This window comes from Kribbella sp. VKM Ac-2571, from assembly GCF_004362255.1.
Classification (GTDB): domain Bacteria; phylum Actinomycetota; class Actinomycetes; order Propionibacteriales; family Kribbellaceae; genus Kribbella; species Kribbella pratensis.
This window is the reverse complement of the sequence record NZ_SNWS01000007.1, coordinates 56,732-80,772: the sequence shown is the minus strand read 5'-3', so window position 1 is coordinate 80,772 and position 24,041 is coordinate 56,732. Positions and strand designations below refer to the sequence as shown.

The 24,041-nt window shown below is 67.8% G+C and carries 22 protein-coding genes; 9 read left to right on the top strand and 13 right to left on the bottom strand.

The features are described 5' to 3' along the window. Nucleotides 1-36: 36 nt before the first annotated feature. The 3 genes from pknB to EV651_RS17055 are packed head-to-tail and all read left to right on the top strand — an operon-like array spanning nucleotide 37 to nucleotide 4,160. Nucleotides 37-2,004 carry a Stk1 family PASTA domain-containing Ser/Thr kinase gene (pknB, locus tag EV651_RS17065; protein WP_133786188.1) on the top strand — a complete coding sequence of 656 codons (1,968 nt, stop codon included), beginning with the start codon at nucleotides 37-39 and terminating at the stop codon, nucleotides 2,002-2,004. Nucleotides 2,005-2,043: 39 nt separating this feature from the next. Beyond that, complete coding sequence (locus EV651_RS17060) at nucleotides 2,044-2,925, top strand: DMT family transporter (protein WP_238156966.1); 882 nt, start codon at nucleotides 2,044-2,046, stop codon at nucleotides 2,923-2,925. Between the two features lie 26 nt (nucleotides 2,926-2,951). After that, nucleotides 2,952-4,160 (top strand): glucoamylase, encoded by a 1,209-nt coding sequence (locus tag EV651_RS17055; RefSeq protein ID WP_133786186.1) that lies wholly within the window; start codon nucleotides 2,952-2,954, stop codon nucleotides 4,158-4,160. Nucleotides 4,161-4,169: 9 nt separating this feature from the next. Here EV651_RS17055 and EV651_RS17050 read toward each other — a convergent pair whose 3' ends face one another. Next, nucleotides 4,170-5,240, bottom strand: coding sequence for a glycoside hydrolase family 172 protein (locus EV651_RS17050; protein WP_133786185.1), 1,071 nt, complete (start codon nucleotides 5,238-5,240; stop codon nucleotides 4,170-4,172). 134 nt (nucleotides 5,241-5,374) lie between these two features. Here EV651_RS17050 and EV651_RS17045 point away from each other — a divergent pair, with 134 nt between their 5' ends. Genes EV651_RS17045 through EV651_RS17035 form a run of 3 tightly spaced genes read left to right on the top strand, consistent with a single transcriptional unit; the run spans nucleotide 5,375 to nucleotide 7,583 of the window. Further along, complete coding sequence (locus tag EV651_RS17045; RefSeq protein ID WP_238156964.1) at nucleotides 5,375-5,860, top strand: SigE family RNA polymerase sigma factor; 486 nt, start codon at nucleotides 5,375-5,377, stop codon at nucleotides 5,858-5,860. Beyond that, on the top strand, nucleotides 5,850-7,046 hold the full coding sequence (locus EV651_RS17040; RefSeq protein ID WP_133786184.1) for a hypothetical protein: 1,197 nt from the start codon (nucleotides 5,850-5,852) through the stop codon (nucleotides 7,044-7,046). The genes EV651_RS17045 and EV651_RS17040 overlap by 11 nt, the downstream gene beginning before the upstream one ends. A gap of 33 nt (nucleotides 7,047-7,079) precedes the next feature. Continuing rightward, nucleotides 7,080-7,583 carry an SRPBCC domain-containing protein gene (locus EV651_RS17035; RefSeq protein ID WP_166658635.1) on the top strand — a complete coding sequence of 168 codons (504 nt, stop codon included), beginning with the start codon at nucleotides 7,080-7,082 and terminating at the stop codon, nucleotides 7,581-7,583. 54 nt (nucleotides 7,584-7,637) lie between these two features. Here the strand turns inward: EV651_RS17035 and EV651_RS17030 are convergent, their stop codons facing one another. Beyond that, complete coding sequence (locus EV651_RS17030; RefSeq protein WP_133786182.1) at nucleotides 7,638-8,156, bottom strand: hypothetical protein; 519 nt, start codon at nucleotides 8,154-8,156, stop codon at nucleotides 7,638-7,640. Nucleotides 8,157-8,482: 326 nt separating this feature from the next. Here EV651_RS17030 and EV651_RS17025 point away from each other — a divergent pair, with 326 nt between their 5' ends. Continuing rightward, complete coding sequence (locus EV651_RS17025) at nucleotides 8,483-11,608, top strand: amidohydrolase family protein (RefSeq protein WP_238156963.1); 3,126 nt, start codon at nucleotides 8,483-8,485, stop codon at nucleotides 11,606-11,608. A gap of 12 nt (nucleotides 11,609-11,620) precedes the next feature. Here the strand turns inward: EV651_RS17025 and EV651_RS17020 are convergent, their stop codons facing one another. The 5 genes from EV651_RS17020 to EV651_RS16995 form a co-directional block, all read right to left on the bottom strand. Further along, on the bottom strand, nucleotides 11,621-12,070 hold the full coding sequence (locus EV651_RS17020; protein WP_133786181.1) for a hypothetical protein: 450 nt from the start codon (nucleotides 12,068-12,070) through the stop codon (nucleotides 11,621-11,623). A gap of 48 nt (nucleotides 12,071-12,118) precedes the next feature. Continuing rightward, entirely contained in the window at nucleotides 12,119-13,240 is a 1,122-nt protein-coding gene (locus EV651_RS17015) for a Gfo/Idh/MocA family protein (RefSeq protein ID WP_133786180.1), read from the bottom strand. 10 nt (nucleotides 13,241-13,250) lie between these two features. Next, on the bottom strand, nucleotides 13,251-14,264 hold the full coding sequence (locus EV651_RS17010; protein WP_255512195.1) for a serine hydrolase: 1,014 nt from the start codon (nucleotides 14,262-14,264) through the stop codon (nucleotides 13,251-13,253). A gap of 17 nt (nucleotides 14,265-14,281) precedes the next feature. After that, a complete protein-coding gene (locus EV651_RS17005; RefSeq protein WP_202870364.1) occupies nucleotides 14,282-15,040 on the bottom strand; it encodes a cyclopropane-fatty-acyl-phospholipid synthase family protein in 759 nt (252 codons plus the stop codon). Nucleotides 15,041-15,706: 666 nt separating this feature from the next. Further along, nucleotides 15,707-16,150 (bottom strand): hypothetical protein, encoded by a 444-nt coding sequence (locus tag EV651_RS16995; protein WP_133786178.1) that lies wholly within the window; start codon nucleotides 16,148-16,150, stop codon nucleotides 15,707-15,709. A gap of 267 nt (nucleotides 16,151-16,417) precedes the next feature. On the opposite strand from EV651_RS16995, the gene EV651_RS16990 reads away from it, so the two are divergent. Next, a complete protein-coding gene (locus EV651_RS16990) occupies nucleotides 16,418-16,768 on the top strand; it encodes a hypothetical protein (RefSeq protein ID WP_133786177.1) in 351 nt (116 codons plus the stop codon). A 274-nt stretch (nucleotides 16,769-17,042) separates the two neighbouring features. Then, nucleotides 17,043-17,978: a phosphotransferase family protein gene (locus EV651_RS16985; protein WP_166658634.1), complete on the top strand. Its 936-nt coding sequence runs from the start codon at nucleotides 17,043-17,045 to the stop codon at nucleotides 17,976-17,978. Between the two features lie 753 nt (nucleotides 17,979-18,731). On the opposite strand, the gene EV651_RS16980 is transcribed toward EV651_RS16985, so the two are convergent. The 6 genes from EV651_RS16980 to EV651_RS16955 form a co-directional block, all read right to left on the bottom strand. Continuing rightward, complete coding sequence (locus EV651_RS16980; protein ID WP_133786175.1) at nucleotides 18,732-19,091, bottom strand: hypothetical protein; 360 nt, start codon at nucleotides 19,089-19,091, stop codon at nucleotides 18,732-18,734. A gap of 173 nt (nucleotides 19,092-19,264) precedes the next feature. Next, nucleotides 19,265-20,242: a ribose-phosphate pyrophosphokinase gene (locus EV651_RS16975; protein ID WP_133786174.1), complete on the bottom strand. Its 978-nt coding sequence runs from the start codon at nucleotides 20,240-20,242 to the stop codon at nucleotides 19,265-19,267. A gap of 37 nt (nucleotides 20,243-20,279) precedes the next feature. Beyond that, on the bottom strand, nucleotides 20,280-21,302 hold the full coding sequence (locus EV651_RS16970) for a low specificity L-threonine aldolase (protein ID WP_133786173.1): 1,023 nt from the start codon (nucleotides 21,300-21,302) through the stop codon (nucleotides 20,280-20,282). Next, nucleotides 21,299-22,672, bottom strand: a complete 1,374-nt coding sequence (locus EV651_RS16965) for a class II 3-deoxy-7-phosphoheptulonate synthase (protein WP_238156958.1) — start codon at nucleotides 22,670-22,672, stop codon at nucleotides 21,299-21,301. Before EV651_RS16965 ends, EV651_RS16970 begins: the two co-directional genes overlap by 4 nt. A gap of 43 nt (nucleotides 22,673-22,715) precedes the next feature. Further along, a complete protein-coding gene (locus EV651_RS16960; RefSeq protein ID WP_133786172.1) occupies nucleotides 22,716-23,108 on the bottom strand; it encodes a DUF2237 family protein in 393 nt (130 codons plus the stop codon). Between the two features lie 36 nt (nucleotides 23,109-23,144). Next, the gene (locus tag EV651_RS16955; RefSeq protein WP_133786171.1) at nucleotides 23,145-23,909 is read right to left on the bottom strand and encodes a 1-acyl-sn-glycerol-3-phosphate acyltransferase; all 765 of its coding nucleotides are present in this window, start codon (nucleotides 23,907-23,909) and stop codon (nucleotides 23,145-23,147) included. Nucleotides 23,910-24,041 lie beyond the last annotated feature (132 nt).

The following is a 24,041-nucleotide window of genomic DNA, read 5'->3' as shown; positions in this document are numbered from 1 at the left end:
TGAGCAGACGGTTTGGGGAGAGGCGGCTCACCGCAAGTGACGGACGACGTGGACACGCAGGTCAGCGACCGCCTCGTCGGGCGCGTGCTCGACGGTCGGTACCGCGTGGGCGCGCGTGTCGCGAAGGGCGGCATGGCCACCGTCTACGAGGCGCTGGACATGCGGCTGGACCGGACCGTCGCGCTCAAGGTGATGCACGACGGGCTCGGTGACGACGCCCAGTTCACCCGCCGGTTCGTGGCCGAGGCCCGCGCCGCCGCCCGGCTCTCGAACCCGAACGTGGTTGCCGTCTTCGACCAGGGCGACGACAACGGCACGCTGTTCCTGGCGATGGAGTACGTGCGCGGCCGCACCCTGCGTGACGTCATCCGCGAGGAGGCGCCGCTGTCCCCTGCCCGTGCGCTGGACCTGCTGACACCGATCCTGTCCGCACTGTCGGCCGCGCACGACGCCGGCATCGTGCACCGCGACATCAAGCCCGAGAACGTCCTGATCTCCGACAAGGGCGCGGTGAAGGTCGCCGACTTCGGTCTGGCCCGCGCGGTGAGTGCCAGCGGCAACACCGCCACCCAGGGGCTCCTGATGGGCACGGTGTCGTACCTGGCGCCGGAGTTGGTCACGGACGGTAGCGCGGACGCCCGATCGGACGTGTACTCGGCCGGCATCCTCCTCTACGAGATGCTCACCGGCAACAAGCCGCACTCCGGTGACACCCCCATCCAGGTCGCCTACGCCCACGTGCACGCCGACGTACCCCCACCGTCGCTGGAGCAGCCGAGCATCCCGCCGTACGTCGATGCGCTCGTGCAGCGCGCGACCGCGCGTGACCGCGACCTGCGACCGACCGATGCGCGGGTGTTCAGTCGGCAGGTGCACCGGGTGCGCATCGCGCTCGACGAGGGGCTGCCGGACGACCCCGAGCTGACCGGTGACCTGACGGTGCCGATTCACCAGATCCGGCAGGACAGCGGGTACGACGACGGTTACACGCGCGGCCAAACGCCCCCGGACAGCCAGCCGATTCGCCACGACACGATCGTCGTACCGGTGGACCACGGTCGGCCGACCGGCGCTCCGGCCAACACACCTCCACCGGCACCTCTAGCGGCACCGCGACGGCGCAGGTCACGGGGGCCGATCGCACTGATCCTGATCCTGGCGGCCGCGATCGGCATCGGTACGGCGGCCTGGTACTACGGCATCCACCGGTACACCACCACGCCCGACCTGGTGAACATGGAGCCCGCCGCCGCGAACGCGAAGGCGGCGGAGTCGGGCCTGCGGACGAGCCTCGACAACCAGGACTACTCCGAGGACGTGAAGAAGGGTGAGGTCATCCGCACCGACCCGAAGGCAGGTGACCGGATCCGGAAGAACGGTGACATCGGGCTCACTGTTTCCAAGGGACCGGAGCGGTACCGGGTGCCGCAGCTCGTCGGTCTGCAACTGGACGCGGCGCAGCAGGCGCTGTCGCCGATCAAGCTGATCACCGGGCAGATCATCGAGCAGTACAACGAGACCGTGCCGCAGGGCAAGGTGATCGCGATCAGCCCGAAGTTCAACACGGTCGTGAAGCCGGGGACGGCGGTGAACTTCGCGGTCAGCAAGGGCAAACGGCCGATCACCGTGCCGGACCTGACCGGCAAGTCGTACAAGGACGCGAAGAAGACGCTGACCAAGCTCGGCTTCGTCGTCGGGCGCACCACGCAGTACGACGAGAAGGTCGCCGAGGGCAGCGTGATCAGCCAGAGCCCGAACAACGGCACGCTGTTCGCCAAGGACAAGGTCTCGCTGGTCGTATCGCTCGGCCCGCCGCTGGTCGAGGTCCCGGACGTGAAGCGGAAGACCACCGCCGACGCGCAGAAGATCCTCGGCGACGCGGGCTTCCAGGTGACGGTGCAGAAGGCGCCCTTCAACCTGGGCCTCAACATCGTCGCGGCCCAGAGCCCCGGCGCCGGCCGGAAAGTCAAACCCGGCAGCACGATCGTGATCACCGTGCTCTGATTTTGGTCTATCCGCAAGCGATCTGATCTGATGTCCGGCGTGAACCACCCGCGTCTCGCCGTACTGGCCCTGCTGTCGGTTGCGGCCGCGTGGGGGTCGACGTTCTTCCTGACCAAGGACCTGCTCACCAGGATGGACGTCGCCGACTACCTGGCGTTGCGGTTCCTGATCGCGTCGGTCGCGCTGGTGCTGGTCCACCCGCCCGCGATCGCGCGGCTGAGCCGCCTGGACCGCGGTCGCGCCGTTGCCCTCGGCATCACGTACGGCATCGCCCAGCTCCTCCAGACCGAGGGCCTGCGGCACACCTCGGCGAGCGTCTCCGGCTTCGTCACCGGCATGTACGTCGTCTTCACCCCGCTGCTCGGCGCCGTGATCCTGCGGCACAAGATCGGCCGCTGGGCCTGGGTCGCGGTGGTCCTCGCCACGACCGGTCTCGGCGTACTGTCCCTGCGCGGATTCAGCCTGGGCCAGGGCGAGCTGCTGACCCTGGCGTCCGCGGGCCTCTACGCGCTGCACATCATCGGCCTCGGCGCCTGGTCGACCTCGAGGAACGCGTTCGGTCTGTCGTCGCTGCAGATGATCGTGATCACCTGCGTCTGCGCGATCGGCGCCCTGCCCGGCGGGTTCTCGGTGCCGAGCACCGGCGGCGACTGGGTCAGCGTGATCTACATGGCGCTGGTCGCCGGAGCCCTCGCGCTGATCGTCCAAACCTGGGCGCAGGCACACCTGACTCCCACTCGCGCGGCGATTGCGATGACAATGGAGCCAGTGTTCGCCTCGGCGTTCGCGGTGCTGTTCGGCTCCGACAGCCTCACCTGGCGGATGCTGGTCGGCGGCGCACTGGTCCTGTCGGCCATGTACCTGGTCGAGCTGGCCCCACGGCGTAAGTTCGAGGCGGAAGTGCAGCACCTGGCGCAGTAGATTCGGCGCAAAAGATTGGGGGGACCATGCGGGAGAGTCGTCGGCGGGACCGGTGGTTCCCGTACGTCGTGATCGCCTTCCTGCTCGCGATACTGGCCGCCGGGACCGCCACCAACCTGGTCCGCAACCCGCAACCCCGCCTGGTCGCCGACGGCGTCCCCGGCGACGCTGCGCCCGCACACACCAGTTCGTCGCTCACGAGCGACAAGTACAACGAGCTGGTCCGGCACGCGCTGGCCGACCTCGACGCGCTCACCCTCCCGAACGGCGCGACCCTGGCCGGCTGGGACGGCCCGTGGCGGTACGTCTGGCCGCGGGACGCGTCGTTCGTCGCCGTCGCCCGCTGCGCGATCGGCCAGTACGACGAGGCGCTCGACGTACTGTCGTTCCTGGACCGCGTCCGGCCGTCGACCGGTCGCTGGCAGGCCCGCTACACCGATGCCGGCCGTCACGTCGACGACGGTCGCGAGCCGCAGCTGGACGCCTCCGGGTGGGTGCTGTGGGCCACCTGGTTCTGCCGCTTCGGCAAGCGGTACTGGGACCTCGTCGAGGAGTCGGCCGACCAGATTCTCAGCGAACTGGGGCCCGACGGGCTGCCTGCGCCTTCCTCTGACTACTGGGAGCGCTCCGAGAAGGAGCTGACGCTCGGAACAGTCGCCCCCTTGCTGACGGGCCTGCGGTCGGCCGTGCGGATCGCCACCGAGGAAGAGCGCCCGGCCGAGGCGAAACGTTGGCGGGAAGGCCTCGACAAGTTGTCGGCGGCAACCGACCGGGGCTTTGGGCCGGACTATCCGCGGACACCGGCCCGAGCCACGAGCTTCGTCGAGCCAGGTGTCGAACCGATCAGCCTCGGCGGCGGTGCCGACGCATTCGTTGCCGTACTGGGGCCGCCGTTCGCTCCCGATCGGCCCGTCGTGTCCACGGCGATCGACCAGGCGCACGCCGCACTCACGCAGCCCAACGGTGGCGTGACGCCTGGCGAGTCGTGGCGTGCTGATGGTGTGTCCTGGACGCCTCAGACCGCGTTGTTCGCGTTGAGCGCCGCAGCGCGCGGGGATCGCTCCGGAGCCGAGGCACTGCTCTCCTGGCTCGACCAGCACCGGACCAGCACCGGTGCGCTGCCCGAGAAGGTCAACCGGGACCTGGAGCCGGCCGGCGAGGCCCCACTGGCGTGGACTGCCGCACTAGTGGTTCTCGCCGACACAGCTCTCCAGAACCCGCTGCCGGTCCCGTAGTTCTTTTGGCTAGCAGATCTCCATCACGTCGTGCGTTGGCGCGTCCGGACGCGCCGTACTCGTCTTGCCCGAGTAGAAGAACGCCGTGGACGAGATGTCGTCCTGCAGCGGCAGGTACCGTCCACCGGAGCGCCAGCCGAGCGCCTGTACGTCGACGCGCAGCCGCTCCTTGAAGCGGATCGGGTCTGGCAGGTGGAAGCGGTACATCCCGAAGCGCTGCTGGCTCTGGTACTGCCCGTCCGGCCGGATCACCTGCGGCATACCGAGGTACGGCGTACTGAACTCGGTGTAGCCGCCCAGGTGGGGGACGTCGAAGTTCCACGCGCCACCGAAGTAGTCCTCGGTACCTGTGCCGCAGATGGTCGGGAACTCGTCGTCACCGTCCAGGTAGAACTTCACCTCGCCCTCACCCCACCAGCCGGTGCTGTTGACGCCCCAGGCCAGGTAGGTGCCGACGTAGTGCCCGGGCCCTTCCACACCGTCCAGCAACGTGTGCACGGTCTTGGAAGGCAGCGGGTTGCTCCGGCGCCACTGCGCGTGCAGGTACGCCGACTTGTCCGGCACAGCGCCCAGCCAGTAGTCCACCTGGAAGTACACGACCACTGCCTCGTCGTGCGTGTTCTCGATGGTCAGCTGCGCCTGGGACTGGAACGGCATTTCCCAGTAGCAGTTGAACCCGCCATTGGGGTTCACCGCGACCGGCAGCGAGCTCACCTGCGCGAACTTGCCCCAGCCGGAGCAGAAGAAGTCGCCGACCGGCGTCTCGATCGCGGGCGCGGCGTCGCCGTCCCAGAACGCCCGCAGTACCAACCGGCGCCAGTGGTCGACGTGCGTGGTCAGCCAGATGTGCGTGATGCAGCCGGACCCGGCAATGTCGGCCAGCGTCACGGTCTCCCCAGGCCCGATCTCGATCGACGGCGAGACCTTCCACCCCTGGCCGAGGTCCCGCGCCGCGTGCGCGCCGGTCCCCTCGGTCCGCCGTCCACCCTGACCGGGCTCGCCGGTGGGGTTCTCCGCACTGATAGAGCGCGACTCGACGTCGGCGAGCGCGCTGATGCCGCTGAGGTTCCCAAGAGTCATACCCGCGACCCTAGCGGTCCACAAGCTTCCGAGAAATCGATTGCCCACGCCGTGGACTCAGCAGATCGGCCCTGGATGTCGTTTGTACTGGTGTAGGCCGCTACCGAGGGGAGGGACATAGTGACGTTCGACGAATGGCTCCAGTCCGGTCTGCCGCCGCTGCTGCGCTTTGCGACCGTCCTGTGCGGTACGCCGCACCTGGCGAGGACGTCGTACAGGACGTGGCGATCAAGGCCCAGCGCAGATGGGACCGGATCGGCGGACTGGACCACCCGGAGGCGTACCTGCGCCGGATGGTCGTCAACGAGTACCTGTCCTGGCGCCGCAAGTGGTCCCGGTACGTGCCGCGCGCGGAGATCGTCCCCGACGAAACCGTCGCCGACCACGCCGACCGGATCGCCGACCGCTCCCAGTTGCTCGGCGAGCTGGAAAAACTCCCCCGGCGGCAACGAGCCGTTTTGGTACTGCGGTACTTCGGTGGCCTCACCGACAACGAGATCGCGCAGACCATCGGCTGCTCGTCAGGCACCGTGCGCGCCCACGCGTCCCGGGCTCTGGCCACCTTACGCATCGAATCCACCAGCAACCGCCTCACGGAGGACGTCCGCCATGCGTACTGAGCAAGATCTCCACGAAGCCTTCCAGCAACTGGCCGACCATGCACCCCACCCCGGCACCGTTCGCGCGGCGCTCGAGGACGGACCTCCGGCATCCCGCCGTACGGCGCTGATCGCCGGCACCGCGCTCGCCACCGCGACCGCAGCGGTCGCCGCCGTCGTCGTACCGCACGTCATCTCGTCGGACAGCTCCGTGGCCGACCGGCGGACGGCGGGCTCGGCATGGTCGCACTGGGTCGACCTGAATCTGCCGAACGACTTCCATGCGGTCGGGCAGAAGTTCAGCGCGAACCGCCAGGACTACGAACTTTTCGACGCCGGCGAGCGGCTCTATCCGACGTACTGCCAGCTTCAGCTGCACCGCAACGGCGACTTCGATCCGGCGACGATCCCCGCCGGCAGCCCGACGATCGACATCTCCGGGCACCAGGCGCGCGTGGTCACGTCAACCGCTGCGAAGCCGTTCCTGCCGGAGCCGCGAACCTCCTTCTTCTCCTTGACCGCCAAGGTCAGCAAGACCTTGGTGTGGGAGCCGGTCGACGGGATGTGGGCGCTGCTCGCCTGCGAGGCGGCGCGGCCCCCGGGAGCAGCTCCCATCGAGGCTGACCTCGGGCTGGAGACCAGGCTCGCCAGTCCCATTTCACCGGTGGCCGGCAGCCTCCGGTCTCCGCTCAAGCTGGGCTATCTCCCCGAGGGACTCACACCACGAGAGGTCAGGTACCAGCCAGGGCCTGAAGGAATCCAGGGGCCCGGGCCGGGCTTCACCGTGCTGCTGGGCGACGCCAACCCGGGCACGGGCTATCTGCCGCCGAAGCCGAGCCAGGTCGTCAGGAGCACTCTCTGGGAACCGGACCATGGCGACGACCTGTCGATCAGGTACGACACCAGCAAGTCCTGGGACCAGCTGACCCGGATCCGCGGAAACAAACCGGACGCCGTCATCCACGGCATGAAGGCCTACTTCACCGATCAGACGATCACGTACTCGAAGAAGGACCCGTCGAAGGTGACGCTGTCGGGACCGCTGAACACCCTTCGCCTCGAAGCGAACGGGGTCGCAGTCGTGATCGTCAGCTACACCGCACACCCGACCAAGGATGAGCTGATCCGAATCGCGAGCTCGATGGAGCTCACCAACAGCCCGAACAACCCGGCCAACTGGTTCGACGCCGCGACCTCGATTCCGTGAGCGCTTATATTCATGATCGGTTATATTGTCGGCATGGACAGGCGGCGTGGGACGGTGTTCACAACGGACGACGGACGGACGGCGATCCGGTTCGAGCGGGTGCTGCCGCATCCGCCGGAGGAGGTTTGGCGGGCGATCACGGATCCTGCGCGGCTGTCCGCGTGGTTTCCCGCCGTGGTGGATCTGGATCGTCCGGTCGGGAGTGAGCTGTTCTTCGCGGTGACGGAGGAGCAGCAGCGGCGGTACGGGATGGCGGACGACCCGGACCGCACGCCGAACGGGCGGCTGCTGCGGAGCGAGCCGCCGGAAATGCTCGAGTACGAGTGGTCCGGTGAGGTCCTCACCTGGGAGATCACTCGTACTGCGACCGGCAGTCTGCTGGTGTTCACCAACGTCCTCACCGAGCCGGACGCCGCCGGGCCGGCCACGGCGGGCTGGGAGGCAGGGCTGGAGGTTGTCGAGGCTCAACTCGATGGCACGCCCATCACGTGGGACCCGCTGAACCGGGCCGAGGAACTGGCCGCCAGCTACGAGTAACCGCGCGATCTGTGTCCGGAGCGATCCGAGCCCGGGCAGTCCGAGTCGGGCGGTTCAGCAGGGGCGGACCCTTGCGTCGAGGCCGTGAGGGAAGGAGAGGCAGGCCCAGGGGCGGCCCTGGTCGCGCTTGGCGCGGACGATGAGGGGGTAGGCGTCCGCACCGCGGACCCTCGGGGTCTTCTCGGTCGGGAGTGAGCCGACCGCTCCCCCGCGTGCTTCGGCCGCGGCCTTCACGTCTGCGACTGACACCGTGCTCCGGGCGTCCTTCTGTGCCGCGTTCTTCGCGTCGGTGGCGACCTGGAGCGCGAAGTCGATCTCCGGCGGCTTCGACCAGATTGTCTGTGATACCGGGATGATCAGCCCGAACATCCCCAGCCCGACACCCGTCACGATCTGCCGCAGCCGCCGGGTCTGATCGGTGAGCAGTAGCGCGGCGCAACAGACCGCCAGCAGGGCGGTGAGGCCGCGGAGGATCCAGTGCCGATCGAGCCTGCTGTCGACCGCGAGCCCGGCCACGACGGCGATCAACAAACAGAGCCCGGCCACACCCAGCGCCCGAGCCCGCGGAGACATTGCCGCCCACGGAGACCGAGCCGGCGGAGACACAGATTGCATGACGCGACGATAGACGGCGGTCGCTCGCCGCAAGGCACCGCCCGCTGCGACTGGGGACAACCTACGGTGACTGGGAACAGGCTATTGCCTGTCTCCACATACCGGGGCTTGTTCCCAGTCACGAGCCCTGGCTGCCCCGACGGCGCGGATCAGGGCCTGCCTTGCCGCTTGTCGCACTTTCCGGGCCGTTGGGCGCGGGGCGCGCCGGTCAGGGTCATGTGACGTCGACGGTGCTGGCAGATTCGGAGGAGTCCCACCGCCCCCGAGGGATTGGATCCGATGACGTGACCGAGAACCCTGGTTCCTGGAGCATTTCGCGGCGGCGCGCGCTGCAGCTCGGCGGAGGTGCCGCCGCCGTCGGCGCCGTACAACTTCCGGCCCTGCCGACCGAGGCCGCCGACGCCTCAACTGGCCGACAGGCCGTGCTGAGTGAAGGCACCAACCTCATGGCGTCCGTGTCGCCGGACGGGAAGTGGCTGGCGTTCGACCTGGTGACGGCGATCTGGGTCACCCCGGCCGCAGGCGGTACGTCGCGCCGGCTCACCGACGACCTGCAGGACGCGACCCGCCCGCGCTGGTCGCCGGACGGGCGGTCGATCGTGTTCCAGTCGTACCGCGACGGGAACTTCCACCTCTGGTCGATCCGGCCCGATGGCAGCGGTCTGCGGCAGCTGACCAGCGGGCGGTACGACCATCGCGAGCCGCACTTCACACCCGACGGCCGATCGATCGTCTTCTCCTCCGACCGCGGCGGCTTCGGCAACGGGGGCAACACCGCGGGCAGCTACGGCATCCACCGGCTCGACCTCGCAAGCGGCGCGATTGTCGCACTGACCGACACCACGAGCGAGGAGGCCGAGCCGACCGTCTCCGCCGACGGCCGGAAGATCGCCTTCACCGTCGACACGAGTTCGATCGTCGAACTCGACCTCGCCTCCGGTGTCCGCACGACGATTGTCAACAATCAGACCGGGATCAGCCTGTTCGGGCCGTCGTACTCGCCGGCGGGCCAGCTCGCGTACGTTCGCCTGTCCGGTCCGGCCTGCGATCTGATTGTCGACAATCAGCAGGTCACCAATGGACAGGATGTCTTCGCGGTCCCGCCGTCGTGGGCATCGACGAACCTCTTCTACACAGCCGACGGCACGGTCCATCGGTACAGCGCCGACACTGACGGGCACAGCGTCGTACCGTTTGCCGCCACCGTCCCCGTGACGTCACGGCGGCCGCGGCCGAAGGCTCCTGATCTCGAGTCGACGAGCAAGCGGGCGGTACGCGGGATCGCGAGCCCGACCGCATCGCCGGACGGGAAGTGGCTCGCGTTCCGTGCGTTGAACGCACTTTGGGTGGCGTCGACCGACGGCAGGACGCAACCCCGCAAGGTGGTTGCCGACGGCTACTTCAATTCGGACCCGGACTTCTCGCCGGACGGCAAGAAGTTGCTCTACGCAAGCGATCGCGACGGCACGGCGGACCTGTGGCTGCACGACCTGGCGACCGGCACCGACACCAAGCTGTCGGGTCTCCCGGGCGCCCAGACCGCGCCGCGTTTCGCACCCGACGGCCAGCGGATCGCCTACCAGGACCAGGACGGCATCGCCTGGGTGCTCGACCTAACCTCGGGCGAGGTCCGGCAGCTGACGCCGACACTGTTCCAGCCGGGGCGGGTCAGCTGGTCACGCGACGGCAAGACGCTCGTCCTGGCCGCGGTGAAGCCATTCTCCAAACGTTTCCGCGAAGGCACCAGCCAACTGCTGTACGTCGATGTCGCGTCGACCGCACTCGAGTACGTCGAGCCGATGCCGTTCCGCTCGCTCGCCACCCGCGGCGATGACGGCCCAGTGTTCTCACCCGACGGCAAGCAGTTGGCCTTCGTCGTGGAGAGCCTGCTGTACGTCGTACCGGTCGATGCACGAGGCCGCTTCACCGGCCAGCCGCGCGCAGTGACCAACGAAGTCACGGACTCCCCCGTGTGGCTGAACAACGACACCTTGGCCTACCTGAACAACGGACGGTTGCGCACGACAACTGGTGAGACGATCAAGCTCGATCTGCAGTATCGGCGCGCGACCGTCAACCAGCACGTCACCATCCACGCCGGTGCATTGTGGGACGGACGTGCGACCACGCTCCGCCGGAACGTCGACGTGATCGTCGACGGGGCCCGCATCGCCGCCGTACGACCGCACAGCGGCCGCGCCGACATCGACGCGTCGGCGTTGACCGTGATGCCCGGGCTGATCGACGCCCACAACCACTGGCATCTGCGCGGACGGGCGTGGGGCGCGCGGCAGGGGAACCTGTGGCTCGCGTACGGGATCACGAGTACGCGCTCTCCGGGCGATCCGGCGTACCAGATGCAGGAGACCCGGGAGGCGCTCGTCAGCGGGTCCTTGCGCGGACCGCGGTACTTCGCGACCGGTGAGGCGATCGACGGGTCGCGCGTGTACTACAACTTCATGCGGCCGACGTTGTCGTTGCGGCAGCTCGGTCTGGAGCTCGATCGGGTCGAGGGGCTCGCGTACGACCTGGTGAAGACGTACGTGCGGTTGCCGATCGAGTACCAGCGGCGGGCGATCGCTTACGTGCACCAACTCGGGCTGCAGCTGTCGTCGCATTACCTCTACCCCGCGGAGCATCTCGGGATGGACGGGATGGAGCACACCGGCGCGACGAACCGGCTCGGGTACTCGCACACGGTCAGCCGGCTGGGACGCGCGTACGCCGACGTGGTGACGCTGTTCACGCACGCCGGCCTGTCCGTCACGCCGACGCTCTTCAACTCGACCATGGCGCATGTCGACGATCCGTCCCTGCTCACGGACCGACGTACGACGACGCTGTACCCGTCCTGGGAATACAACGCGTTGATCGCCGAGGTGAACACCGCTCGCGGGCCTGCCGGGGTCACCACCCGCCAACTGCTGCGCGGCAACGTCGACATGGTGCTCCGCATCCATCGCGGCGGCGGGCTGGTCATCTCCGGCACCGACACTCCGCTCGACAACATGGCCGTGTCGCTGCACGCCAACCTCCGTTCGATGGTCGCGGGCGGCTTCACGCCGTACGAGGCACTCACGACGGCGACGCGCAACCCGGCGAAGTGGCTCAACCTCGAGGACAAGCTCGGTGTCGTAAAACCTGGCGCCCAAGCGGACCTGTCCTTCGTCAGCGGAGATCCGTTGGCCGACATCCGCGCGGCCGCCGCCGTACAACAGGTGATGATCGCCGGCAACCACTACACCGTCGACGACCTACTGGCGCCGTACACGTCCACGCACAACCTTCAGCCGACCGTCCACAGCGCCAACGCCCCGCAGCCCCTGACCCGCTCCCAGGCCCACGCTCACGACGCCGACTACTGGTGGCACGAACCCGAATGGCTCCACCGAGCCTGCTGCGAAAGCTGAAGGCGCGAGGGGTCAAACCCGTCGGCGGCGCGAGCTGACCAGCAGGATCGTCGTACCGGTCAGAGCACCGACGATGCCCATGCACAGGTAGAGGTACCGGCTCCAGAAGTCCGGGCGCCAACCTGCCTCGCGTGCGACGACCTCGTCGCCGTCGTACGCGTACTGGATCGCGATGCTCTGCCCCTTGGTACGGCGCGGCTCGAAATACTTCTCGATGTTCAGCTCGACTCGTTCGCCGCGTTGCGTGGTGAACGAGACCGTAAGTGGTTGCCCGCGATCGACCACTGGCACCGGCTCCGCGACGACGACACCGCTCACGACGGGAGCATCGGCGAGCAGTCGATCCTCGTCCCGATCGAGGGAGGTGATCAGCAGGCCCAACGGCAGCATCACCATGGCGACGAGCGCCCAACGCAGCGCTTCGCCGGACGGCCGGCCGAGACCTGCGTGCCATTTCCCCATGGACGCCATTGTGCGGCTTGCGGTGACGGTTCGGGCGGTGATGGTTGCTCAGAAGGTTGTTGTGAGGTCTTGGGTCTGGCCGGTTGCTGCCGCGCGGTACGCGGACTCGATGATGTCGATGACGTGGCGCGCGTGTTCGGCGGTGACGATCGAGGGCTTGCCGTCGCGCACCCAGTCGACCAGCTGCATCACGTCCTCGTACACGTGCTGCTCCTCGATCTCCCGGTGTACGCCGGTCACGTGCGGAAGCAGCGCCTGGTTCCCAGGCCCACGGGGCGACTGTTCGGACGGGTCGCGGTTGGGGAAGTCGAACGGTTCGCCGTTGAGCAGCAGTCCGTCGATCGTTCCCGCCGTACCGTAATAGGCGCCGCCGAACCCTCCGCGCATCCCGCCCGCGGCGGTCCCGGTCGCAACGCAGAACAGGTTGTCGCCGAAGTCGATCAGGATGACGGTGTTGTCGTCGGCATCCGTCTGTACGTCGACGCCTCCGCTCGTGCGGACAGGCACGCGTACGCCGGACATCGCCGCGACCCGCTGCGCCGGGCCGAGGATCCCGGTCACGGAATGCAGCGCGTAGACCGTCATGTCGTACAACGGTCCGCCGCCGGGCTTGCGGAAGTACCACGACGGATCGATGTTCGTGAGTACGTCGTTCCCGCCGCGGACGGACTCGTCCTCGTGGTAGGTGCCGAACGCCGCACCGCAGCTCACCCACGACAACGTCCCGATCGCGCCCTCGGCGATCAGCTCCCGCGTCCGCACATGATGCGGCCGCAGCATCTCCCCCGGTGACGCGACGATTCGCAGATCGTTCTCCGCCGCGAGCTCGATCAACTCGGTCGCCTCCGCGACGGTCAGCGTCATCGTCTTGTTGAAGTGCACGTGCTTCCCGGCCTGCAACGCGAGCTTGCCCTGCTCGTAGTGCAATCCGATCGGAGAAGCGATTGTCACGGCGTCGAGGTCGCCGCGCGCCAGCAACTCCTCGTACTCGACGAACGCCCGCTCGACGCCGAACTTCTCGGCCGCCGCCTCCGCTCGCCCCGGCACCGGGTCACACACCGCTGCCAACGACACCCGGCCGACCAGATCCGGCTGGCTCAGGTGCGGAAGGAGCCCGCGAACCGAGATGCTCCCCGCGCCGACAACACCGATCCGCACAGAATCCGCCATACCGGCAATGCTATTGGTCATCCTCGGATCCCGCGGCCGTGCGCGTGATCCCGAGCTGGTCGTTGAGGATCTTGATGATCGGCCAGGCGCCGTCGGACCAGTTCGAGATGACCGTGTAGGTGATCGATGACGAAGGCTTGTGCAGGCTGGCGAAGGACACGCCGGCGTCGTACCCCTCCAGCCAGACGGCGTCGCCCGTCGCGTGGAGGTGGAACCCGAGGCCGTAGCGCCTGGACTCCTCCGGCCAGTCGCTGCGCGGCCGCACCATCTCGGCGACGTGCTCCGGGGAAACGATCCTTCCAGCGAACAACGCGTCCCAGAAGGCGCTGAGGTCGGCAGCGGTCGAGTAGATGCCGCCGTCGCCGCTGCCGATGACAGGGAGGTGGAACACGTTCGTTCGCAGGCCGTCGACGGACAGATAGCCGAGGGCGGCGCGGCCCGGGAGTTCGTCGGAGCGCAGGAACTCGGTGTCGACCATGCCTGCCGGCTCGCAGACCAGCGTACGAACCAACTGGTGGAAGTCGACGCCGCTCGCCCGTTCGGCCAGCAGGGCGAGGACGACGTAGCCGCCGTTGTTGTATGCGAACCGCTCGCCGGCCCGGGACACGGTCTTGTGCCCGTCCAGCACGGGCAAATACTGCTCGGTCGTCGCAAGCTCGTGCACCGGCACCGGCATCACGTAGTCGGTGATGTCGCCGTCTTCAGGGAAGTAGTCGCCGATCCCGGACCGGTGCGCCAGCAACTGCTCGATCGTGACGTCATCGGCGATGCTCGGCAGATCCTTGCCGAGCAACGAACGGGCCGTGGTCTTGAGCCCGAACGTCCCGCGCTCGACGAGACTCATCACAGCCAACGCCGTCAGGCTCTTCGTCCCACTCGCGGTCGCAAACTGCGTCTCAACCGTGTTGAGGATCCCATGCGCCCGGTCGGCGCACCCATAAGCCGAGCAGAACTCAGTCACACCCGCCCGATCCACGCGAACCACACCCGAAAACCCAGTGCGCTCAACAGCCCCCTCCAACACGATGCTGAAGCTACCAGCTAGCTGTTGCGGCGGGCGATGACTCGAGTGAGGCCGAGGGTCCGGCCCGCGTCGGCGTGGAGCATCTGGGCTTCTTCGCGTCCCGGCGTACCGCTATCGAGGTCGCACGCTTCGTTCCACTGCAGCCAGTCTCGCCACCCATCGGGCAGGCGATCGGCGACCTCGACAGCGACCAGACCGGTCTTCTCCCAATGGCGCCGCCACCAGCCCGGACTGTGCCAGGCACAGAAGTCCCATTGCCAGTAGGGCTCGAGGTGTGGTGGCGGAAGCGTCTCGTACTCCTCCGCGAGACCAGGCTGAATGATGCCGATCCGCCCACCGGGCTTCGCGAACCGTGAGAAGTAACCGACGTAAAGATCGTCGGTGCCGAAGTAGTGATAAGCGCCGATGCTGACGAGCGCATCAAAGAACCCCTCAGCGAATGGCAACGCATGAGCCTCGGCCTGAACCGGATACACCCGCCCCTCCAGCCCCGCCTCCACCACCCGCCGCAAGTTCTCATCGGGCTGCACCCACAGATCGGCAGCCCAAACCTCAATCCCAAACTCCTTGGCCAAAAAGACCGAACTCAACGCAGTGCCACACCCCAAGTCCAACACCCGCATCCCAGGCTCAAGCGGCATGAGCTCGGTCAACGCCTCCGCCTGCCACACCGGGTTCGGCCCCATAGCCCCATCAACCATCCACCGCCCCGAGTACGCCGCAGCCCGCGGATACCGCTCATTCCTCAGCAGCACATCAAGCTCAGCATCGTCCACGCCACCGCACTCTGCGCGACCACCCGGGCCCAGGCAACCGGTTATTGGGCCCTGCTGTCCGAGATGTGGGTGGAGATCAGCCCAAGCCGAGGTCACGGGACAGGCAATGGTGGGTCGGCACCTGCTATTGCCTGTCCCCAGCCACCAGCACCTGTCCCCACTCTCCACCCGTCCCCGCCGTCCCCGCCGTCCCCGCCGTCCCCGCCGCCACCGCCGCCACCGCCGCCACCGCCGCCACCGTCGCCCCGCCAACCGTCGCCCCGCCACCGTCGTCCCGCCCGATCACCCCGGCCCCGCCCCCGCGGCGCGCAGACGATGGGTTAACCCTTCTCATTGGGGGTTCTCTACTGATACACGAGTGGAGAACCCTGCACCCGAAGGGATAACCCAGCTCTTATGACGGCGCTCCTCCAACCGCGGTCGCGCAGAACGCCTACGCGGTCAAGCGTCGGCACGGCCGACCGGGTGTCGGCTCGGAACGACTGCCTTTTCCGGAGGAACTGACCGAGTCGTGGCGTTTGGTTAGCCTCCGGAACCGCGAGTCGTGGATCGCGGCTGCGGTTTGTCCACCGAAACCCACGACTCGAGGGGCTGGGGTGACTGCGGTACGGCGGTCGAAGGGCGGCGAAGCAACCCAATCACCCACCCGTGCGTCAAGAGAGCCGGCTATTCGCTGACCGTGAGGTCCAGTGGCGCCAGCAGCATGCTGCCGGTCTCGGTTTGCAGTACGACGACCAGCGTCCACTGGCCCGGCGGGACGGCGTACCCCAGCTCAGGAACTATCGAGGCCGTCCCAATCAGGACAGGGACCGGACGAGTCTCCTGAGGTGCGATCTCGAAGCCCACCCGTGCCAGGGTGTGCGGGCCGGCGAAGCGGCCGACCACGGCGCCAGAGCTGTTGGTCACTGCGGAGGACAACTCGCCATTGGTGATCAACACCTCCGTGCGCTCGGTGCGATTCGTGATCAGCAGGTCCCGGCGCGCGTGTCGTCCACTTCGGACAGTCAATGGAGCGAGCGGTTCGACGCCGAGCCCAGCGCCTTCAGCTGGCTCGCCGTGCACCTGGAGCAGGTGCGCATTCCCCAACAGCTCCCGCTCAGGAAACCGCATCGCCCCAACATGCAACTCGACGAGTTCCCCGTACGTCGCGTGCAACGAAGCCGCAATCTCCGTCGCCCAAGCAGCCAGCCCAATCCAAATCCGCTTCTCGTACCGCTGCTCACTATCCGGGTCAGGCCACTCCACCAGCGCTCCTGGCGCTTCCGCCAGCAACCGCCGCAACTCCACCCGCAAGCTGTCCCAACCACCCACAACCCGACAATAACTCCTTCACCTACAGCCAAAGACGCCGCAGCGGTGCCATGCACAATGTCAGCCATGCTCCTGCTCTCCCGTCGACGCCGCCGCGAACGCCAAGCGACCGAAGCCGTAACCGTGCTCTGCTACGAGGCCTTCGTCTCCATCCGAGGCAGCGCCTACCTCGGCGAAGTCCGGTCAGCGACAGACATCGGCCCCATCGATGTCGACGTCACCGAATGGATCCGATCCCTCGCAGACGCCTGCCACAACCTGCCACCCTCCCTACGCCCATCAGTCGCCAACGGCCGTAAACACCGAGCAACCGACGCCATGCAATACCTGCTAGCCACAGCAAGCCCACTCCAACGCAAATGGATCACAGCCACCCTCAGCGCCAACGGCATCAATGTCGACAACCTGGCCCGCTAGCCACCCCCAGCGTCCGCTCACCTGCAGTTCTCCTGCCAGCTGCTGGATTGGTTGCCGAAGGCAAACGCTGGATGACGGTCGGGGCGGTGGCGCCGCGTGCATTAGGCTGCGACGTCGGGCGCGCCCCGCGATCGCCGTGCTCAGTCGCGACACACCCACCGGACCACAACGCGACGGCGGCCAGGCGCCGTACAGGGACTCGAGGATCCCGCGGACCACGAGGAGCTCGACGAACGTGATCAATGAAGGTCCATTCGCTGACGATGTGCGCGCTGTGGCTGCGCACTATGGCGTGACGGAGAAGGACGTGGTGCCGGCTCCCACTCAGGGCCAGGTGAACCTGACGATCTTCCTCGGCAGTGAGCTCGTCCTGCGCATCCCTCGCACCACCAGAGCAGCGGAGTCGCTCTCGAAGGAGGCTGAGGTCATTCCGCTGGTCCAGGACGCGGGCGTGCCGACTCCGGAACTCGTCAGCTACGACTCGACCCTGCGTGTCGCGAGCGTGCCGTACATGGTCCTGCAGCGAGTGCATGGCGCGACCCTGGCGTATCAGGCGCCCGATCCGAGCGGGCGACGGCGCGTGCTCGGACCCCTCGGCGAAATCCTGGTGACACTCCACCAGGTCCGGCTCAGCAAGGTCGGGCCCGTCAGCGCGATCCCGGCGCCCTTCACGTTCTCACCACCCGCGTTGCTTGGCCGGCTCATGGAGGCGGGAGAGATCGGCAGTACCCAGCACGACTGGCTCCTCGAACGATTCGCCCTCCTGCATCCCGAAGGTCCGTCGCAGGCGGATCCGGCGCTACTCCACCGCGACGTTATCCCGTCCAATGTGATGGTCGACCGCAAAGGGCGCGTCACGGCGCTGCTGGACTGGGGCTGTGCCGAATGGGGTTCTCCGGCTCGTGATCTCGTCGGCCTGCCGATCCGGGAACTGCCCGACCTGCTGTCCGGGTACCGAAAAGCGGTCGCTCCCTCGGGCGACGACCGAGACGGTGACCTCGCCCTCGAGCGCGACGCGCTCTGGTACCACCTCTACCTGGCGTTGGCCAGACTCCTGAAGGAGCCGTCCACGTCGGAGGATCGAAACTGGGCGGCGCCGCGCAGTGCGACACTCCTCGACATCCTCGCGTTCACGTCCAGTACGGCGACAGAGCCCTGGCCCGCGCTCCTCCGTCGAATGTCGCAGAGCTTGGTACGACGTGACCCCTGAGGCACGGGCACACCGCCGAAAGCGTTCGACGCTCAACGCCAGCCCCCACCGATCTGTGCCGTTCCGGCGCGCAGCCCGACCGTGGGATGTCTCGTGGGCAAGGGCCGCCACCGCGTGCTCCGGAACGGTGCGCTATCCATGAGGTCCGCCAACTGATCTGCGACACATGTCCGTCACCTGATGTACGAGGGGCTACAAGCCTCGCGACCACCTGAGCAGGACCACCAATGCACGCGGCCAACGTGCGGGCGATCCGCAGTACGCACGATGATGGGCTTATGTGGGTTCGGTTGATGCACTGGATGATCGCCGACGGGGAGCCTGGGTTGCCAAACGTCGACTCCCTGCTCACCGGTGTTGGTCTACGAGCGCGCGGCGACGTGACGGCTGCAACACCCGACTCGCCAGATGGAATCGTCGAGGCCCAGGGCGGGCAACCACATGAGGTCATTTACCGGCTGACGGGCCGAGCGAGTGAGCCGAAGGACTTTGACGTGGACACCGGAGCGGGCGGGCGGCACGCAGGCGCCGAGTTCGTCCTCACCGTCGGTTCTGACCGTTACCAGGCGCAATCCGACGGCTGGGCCCGTGACGTGCCGACCGGGTCTCGGGTGACGGTGACTGGACGCCTAGAGGTGGTGGGCGAGTATGAGTGGGACGCATTCGAGCTGGGTGAATCGCGGGCCGACTGGCTGGTGAAGGCGGTGGCCACACCACCCGATGGGGACGACATCATGCTCGACCTGGTCGGTGTCAGCTCGCGCTTTCGATTCGCTCGAAGATGTCCGCGTCGGTTTCTTGTTGCCAGGCTGGTAGGTCTTTCCAGTCGGCTACGTAGCTGGGTTTGGGGTCGGGGAGGTGGCGGTAGATCTGCGCGATCCAGCACAGCGCGACGAATCGGCCCTTTTGCACTCGGGTGAGCTTGCTTGTGTTTCCTTCGGAGATCTCGACGAACGCCCGTACCTGGTCGTAGACGGCTGCGGCGCTCTCCCGCTCCCAGTCGGGAGTGTCTTCCCAGGGCGCAACGTATCCGGGCTTTGGTTCACCGGGGTAATGCTTCGTCACCCCTGCGATCCACGCCTCGCGGAAGATCCGGCCTTGTTCGTTCGACACCAGCTTTGCTCCTCTGGCGGGCCGGGTTGATTGGTCGCGGGCGTTGGATTGGTAGTCGCATGCGAGCGGTAGCGAGCAGAAATACGGCGCTAAGCCGGCGGTGGGCGGAGCCGGTGCGCTGAGGAGCGGAGCGATGAAGTAGGCGCCTGCGTGGCGTGCGGGGTTCGTTACTTCTAGAAGGGGAGTTTGGGTTGGGGTGGGGCGTGGGTGGGGTCTACGCCGTCGAAGAGGCTGCTGACGGATTCGCCGTCGTGGATTCGTTTGATGGCTTCGGCGAAGAGGCCGGCTACTGAGGTGACCTGGAGGTCGGGGAAGCCCGTGGGGCGGGGGACGGTGTCGGTGCTGATGACTTCGGTGATGGACGGATGCGACTTCAACCGCTCGACTGCGGGGCCGGCGAAGAGGCCGTGGGTGCAAGCGACGGCGGCTGACGTGCAGCCGCGGTCCTTCAGGCGGTCCAGGAGTTCGATGATGGAGCCGCCGGTGGCGATCTCGTCGTCGAGGACGATCGCGCGTTTGCCGGCGACGTCGCCGACGATCGTGTCGATGACCACGCGGTCGTCGGCGAGCCGTTGCTTGCTGCCGGCCGCGACCGGGAGGCCCAGCAGCCGGGCGAACTGCGTTGCGGTCTTCGCGTTGCCGAGGTCGGGGCTGACCACGACGGTGTCGGACAGGTCGCGTCCGCGGAAGTGGTCGGCGAGGATGCCGATCGCGGTCAGGTGGTCGACCGGGACCGAGAAGAAGCCGTGGACCTGGGGCGCGTGCAGGGACATCGTCAGGACCCGGTTGGCTCCGGCCGTGGTCAGCATGTCGGCTACGAGCCGGCCGCCGATCGAGATCCGGGACGCGTCCTTCTTGTCGGACCGTGCATACGCGTAGTGCGGGATGACGGCGGTGATCTGCTGCGCCGAGGCGCCGCGAGCGGCGTCGATCATCAGCAGTAGCTCCATCAGATGATCCTGCGTCGGCGGTACCAGCGGTTGCACGATGTACACGTCTCGTTGCCGGCAGTTCGCCTGCAATTGGACCTGCAGGCAGTCGTTGCTGAAACGATGGATCTCGACCGGAGACAGCGGTACGCCGAGATCCTTGCAGATCTGCTCCGCCAACTCGGTGTGGGCACTTCCGCTGAACACGACGATCTCTCGCACGGCTCTCCCCGAACGCTGCGACCCCGACAGCTGAACCCTAACCGATCAGCCGCGCGAGATTTTCCGCGGCCGTACGGCAGTCGGCTGCCGACGCGTCGAGATGCGTGACGACCCGCAGCTGCGTCGCTCCGACACCACCGACCAGTACGCCGGCGTCGCGAGCGCCGGCCACCACCTCGGCGACCGTGCGGCCAGTCGCGGCCAGGTCGGCGACGACGATGTTGGTCTCGACCTGGTCGGGCTTCACCGAGCCGGGTGCCGCGTCGGCGAGCACCTCGGCGATCGCGCGAGCGTTCGCGTGGTCCTCGGCCAGCCGCTCGACGTTGTGCTCAACGGCGTACAGACCGGCTGCGGCCAGTACGCCGGCCTGCCGCCAGCCGGCGCCGAGACGCTTCCTCCAGATCCGTGCCTCGCGGATCAGCTCCGCAGAGCCCACGAGAACGGAGCCGACCGGCGCGCCGAGGCCCTTGGACAGGCAAACGCTCGCCGCGGCCGCTCGCGAGGCAAAAGACGCGACGGGCCGTCCAGTGGCGACAGCAGCGTTCCACAGTCGGGCGCCGTCCAGGTGCAGCGGGATACCGCGGGCATCGAGTTCGTCCGCGAGTACGTCGTACCCGTGCTGGATCGACCCGCCGCCGAAGTTGTGCGTGTTCTCGACCGAGACGGCCGACGTGACGACGAAGTACGGACCGAGGTCGGGCGCGATCAGCGCGCGGATCTGCTCGAGGTCGATCTGCCCGGACGGCGCGCTCCACGTACGGGTGGTGACACCGCTCACGGCCGCGTGTGCGCCGAGCTCGGCCCGTGCGATGTGCGCACTCGCCTCACAGAGCACCTCACCGCCGGGCGGCACCAAGGAACGTACGCCGAGGATGTTCGCGAGCGAGCCCGTGACGGTAAACAGGCCGGCCTCGTGCCCGAGCAGGCCGGCGACCCGCTCCTCCAGGGCGTTGACGGTCGGGTCCTCGCCGTACACGTCGTCGCCGAGCGGGGCCGACGTCATCGCGGCCAGCATGTCCGCGGACGGGCGGGTGACGGTGTCCGAGCGGAGATCGATCATGCCTGTGCGCCGCGCAGGCGTTCGGCGACGAGGAAGGCCAGCTCGAGGGACTGGTGGCGGTTCAGCCGCGGGTCGCAGGCGGTCTCGTACCGGTTCACGAGGTCCTCCGCGACCAGCTCCTCACCGCCGCCGAGGCACTCGGTGACGTCGTCGCCGGTGAGCTCCATGTGGACTCCGCCCGGCCAGGTCCCGACCTGCTCGTGGGCGTCGAAGAAGCCCTGCACCTCGTCCATCACGTCGTCGAAGTTGCGGGTCTTGTACCCGTTCGGCGTCTCGTAGGTGTTCCCGTGCATCGGGTCGCACACCCACGCGATCGGCGAGCCGTGGTCGCGGACCGCCTCCAGCAGCGGCGGCAGCGCCTCGCGGATCTTGCCCGCGCCCATCCGGGTGATGAACGTGAGCCGGCCCTCGATGCCCTTCGGGTTCAGCTTGTCGATGAGGGCCCGGATGTACTCCGGCGTCGTGGTCGGACCGATCTTCACGCCGAGCGGGTTCGACAGCGAGGCGAGGAACTCGACGTGCGCGCCGTCCAGCTGCCGGGTCCGCTCCCCCACCCACAGCAGGTGGCCGGACACGTCGTACGGCTGCTCGGTCCGCGAGTCGATCCGGGTCAGAGCATGCTCGTACTCGAGGATGAGCGCCTCGTGCGACGCGTAGAAGTCGACGGTCCGGAACTCGTCCGACGTCGCGCCGCACGCGCGCATGAAGGCGAGCGCGCGCTCGATCTCCGAGGCCAGCTGCTCGTAGCGGCGGCCGACCGGGGAAGACTTCACGAAGTCGGTGTTCCAGGCGTGCACCTGGTGCAGGTCGGCGTACCCGCCGGTGGTGAACGCGCGGGTCAGGTTGAGCGTCGCCGCGGCCGCGTTGTAAACGCCGCGCAGGCGCTGCGGATCCGGGATCCGCGACTCGGGGGTGAAGTCGAAGCCGTTCACGGCGTCACCGCGGTACGACGGCAGTGCCACGCCCTCCCGGGTCTCCTCGCCGGAGGAGCGCGGCTTGGCGTACTGCCCCGCGATCCGGCCGATCTTCACGACCGGCACGCTGGCGGCGTACTGCAGTACGACGGACATCTGCAGCAGCACCCGCAGCTTGGCCCGGATGTTCTCCGCGGTCACGCCCGCGAACGTTTCCGCGCAGTCGCCGCCCTGGAGGATGAACGCCTCACCGCGGGCGACCGCGCCGATCTTCGTCGTCAGGTCGTCGCACTCACCGGCGAACACCAGCGGCGGCAGCGTCCGGAGTTCCCTGATCACCTGCTCGAGGACACCCTGATCCGGCCACTCCGGCTGCTGCAGCGGCTTCAGCCCCCGCAACTCGTCCAGCGTAGGAACCCCGGGAACCTCACCCGCCGTCAACGTCGCAAATTGCATGCCCTCAGCCTAGTTGACCCCCTGCGCACGCTGCGTGCGCGTCTCAGGTGAGGGAGCTGGGGTCCTGGGGGACGTCTACGGCTTGGGCGCGGAGGACGGTCAGCGGAATGGTGTCCAGCGCGCGGACGTGGGTCGATGCGAGTACGACGGGAGCTGGGGCGCCGGCGTGGTACGACTGGAGCCAGCGGGCCGCTACGACGCACCAGCGGTCGCCCGGGTTCAGTCCGGGGAACTGCCACTCAGGGCGCGGGGTGATCAGGTCGTTGCCGATCGAGGCCTGGTGGGCCAGGAACTCCGACGTCATCACCGCGCACACGGTGTGGCTGCCGAGATCCTCCGGACCGCTCGTGCAGCAGCCGTCACGGTAGAACCCGGTCACCGGATCGGTGCCGCACTCCTCGAGCGGCTCACCGAGCACGTTCAGGTCGTTGTCCATAACGGCCATCCTCGCCGCACGACGGCCGGAAAGCGGTCAGCTGGCCTTGGTGTCGCCGAGGCGGACGTGCTCGTCGATCGACTCGCCGGCCTTGAGCAGTTCCTTGGCCTTGTCGGCGTACATGTCGACGTACTCCTGACCGGACAGGTCCATCAGGGCGTACATGATCTCGTCGGTGACCGAGCGCAGGACGAAGCGGTCGCGCTCCATGCCCTCGTAGCGGGAGAAGTCCAGCGGCTTGCCGAACGCCACGCCCGGGCGCACCAGCCGCGGCAGCAGCCGGCCCTTCTCGCGGTAGAACATCTTCGGCCGGATCGAGCCCGGCGGCTGCAGCTTCTCGGTGTCGATCATCGCGACCGGGATCACCGGGACGCCGGCCACGATCGCCATCCGGGCGACGCCGGTCTTGCCCTTGTACAGCCGGCCGTCGGGCGAGCGGGTGCCCTCGGGGTAGATCCCGAACAGGCCGCCCTTCTCCAGGATCCCCAGGCCGGTGTTCAGCGCGGCCAGCGAGGCGCGGCCGCCGGAGCGGTCGATCGGGATCTGGCCCACGGACCGGAAGAACGTGGCGACCAGCTTCCCCTTCAGGCCGGGACCGGTGAAGTACTCCGATTTGGCCGGGAAGACGATCTGCCGCGGAATCGAGACCGGCAGGAAGATCGAGTCGCAGAACGCGAGGTGGTTGCTGACCAGCAGCGCCGGGCCCTCGGTGGGCACGTGCTCCGTCCCGGTCACCTTGGGCCGGAAGAACAGCCTGACCAGTGGTGCGACCAAGAACCGTCTGAGGAACAGGTACAGCATCCGCCTCGACCTCCGTCACTCGCCCGACACTCACCAGCACTCACCGAGAGCCCACGTCACCATCGTCGGCCCGTACCTGCGTCCGGCACCAGTGCCCGCCGGTGGCGGTCACGCGACAACTCCGGCGCGCCA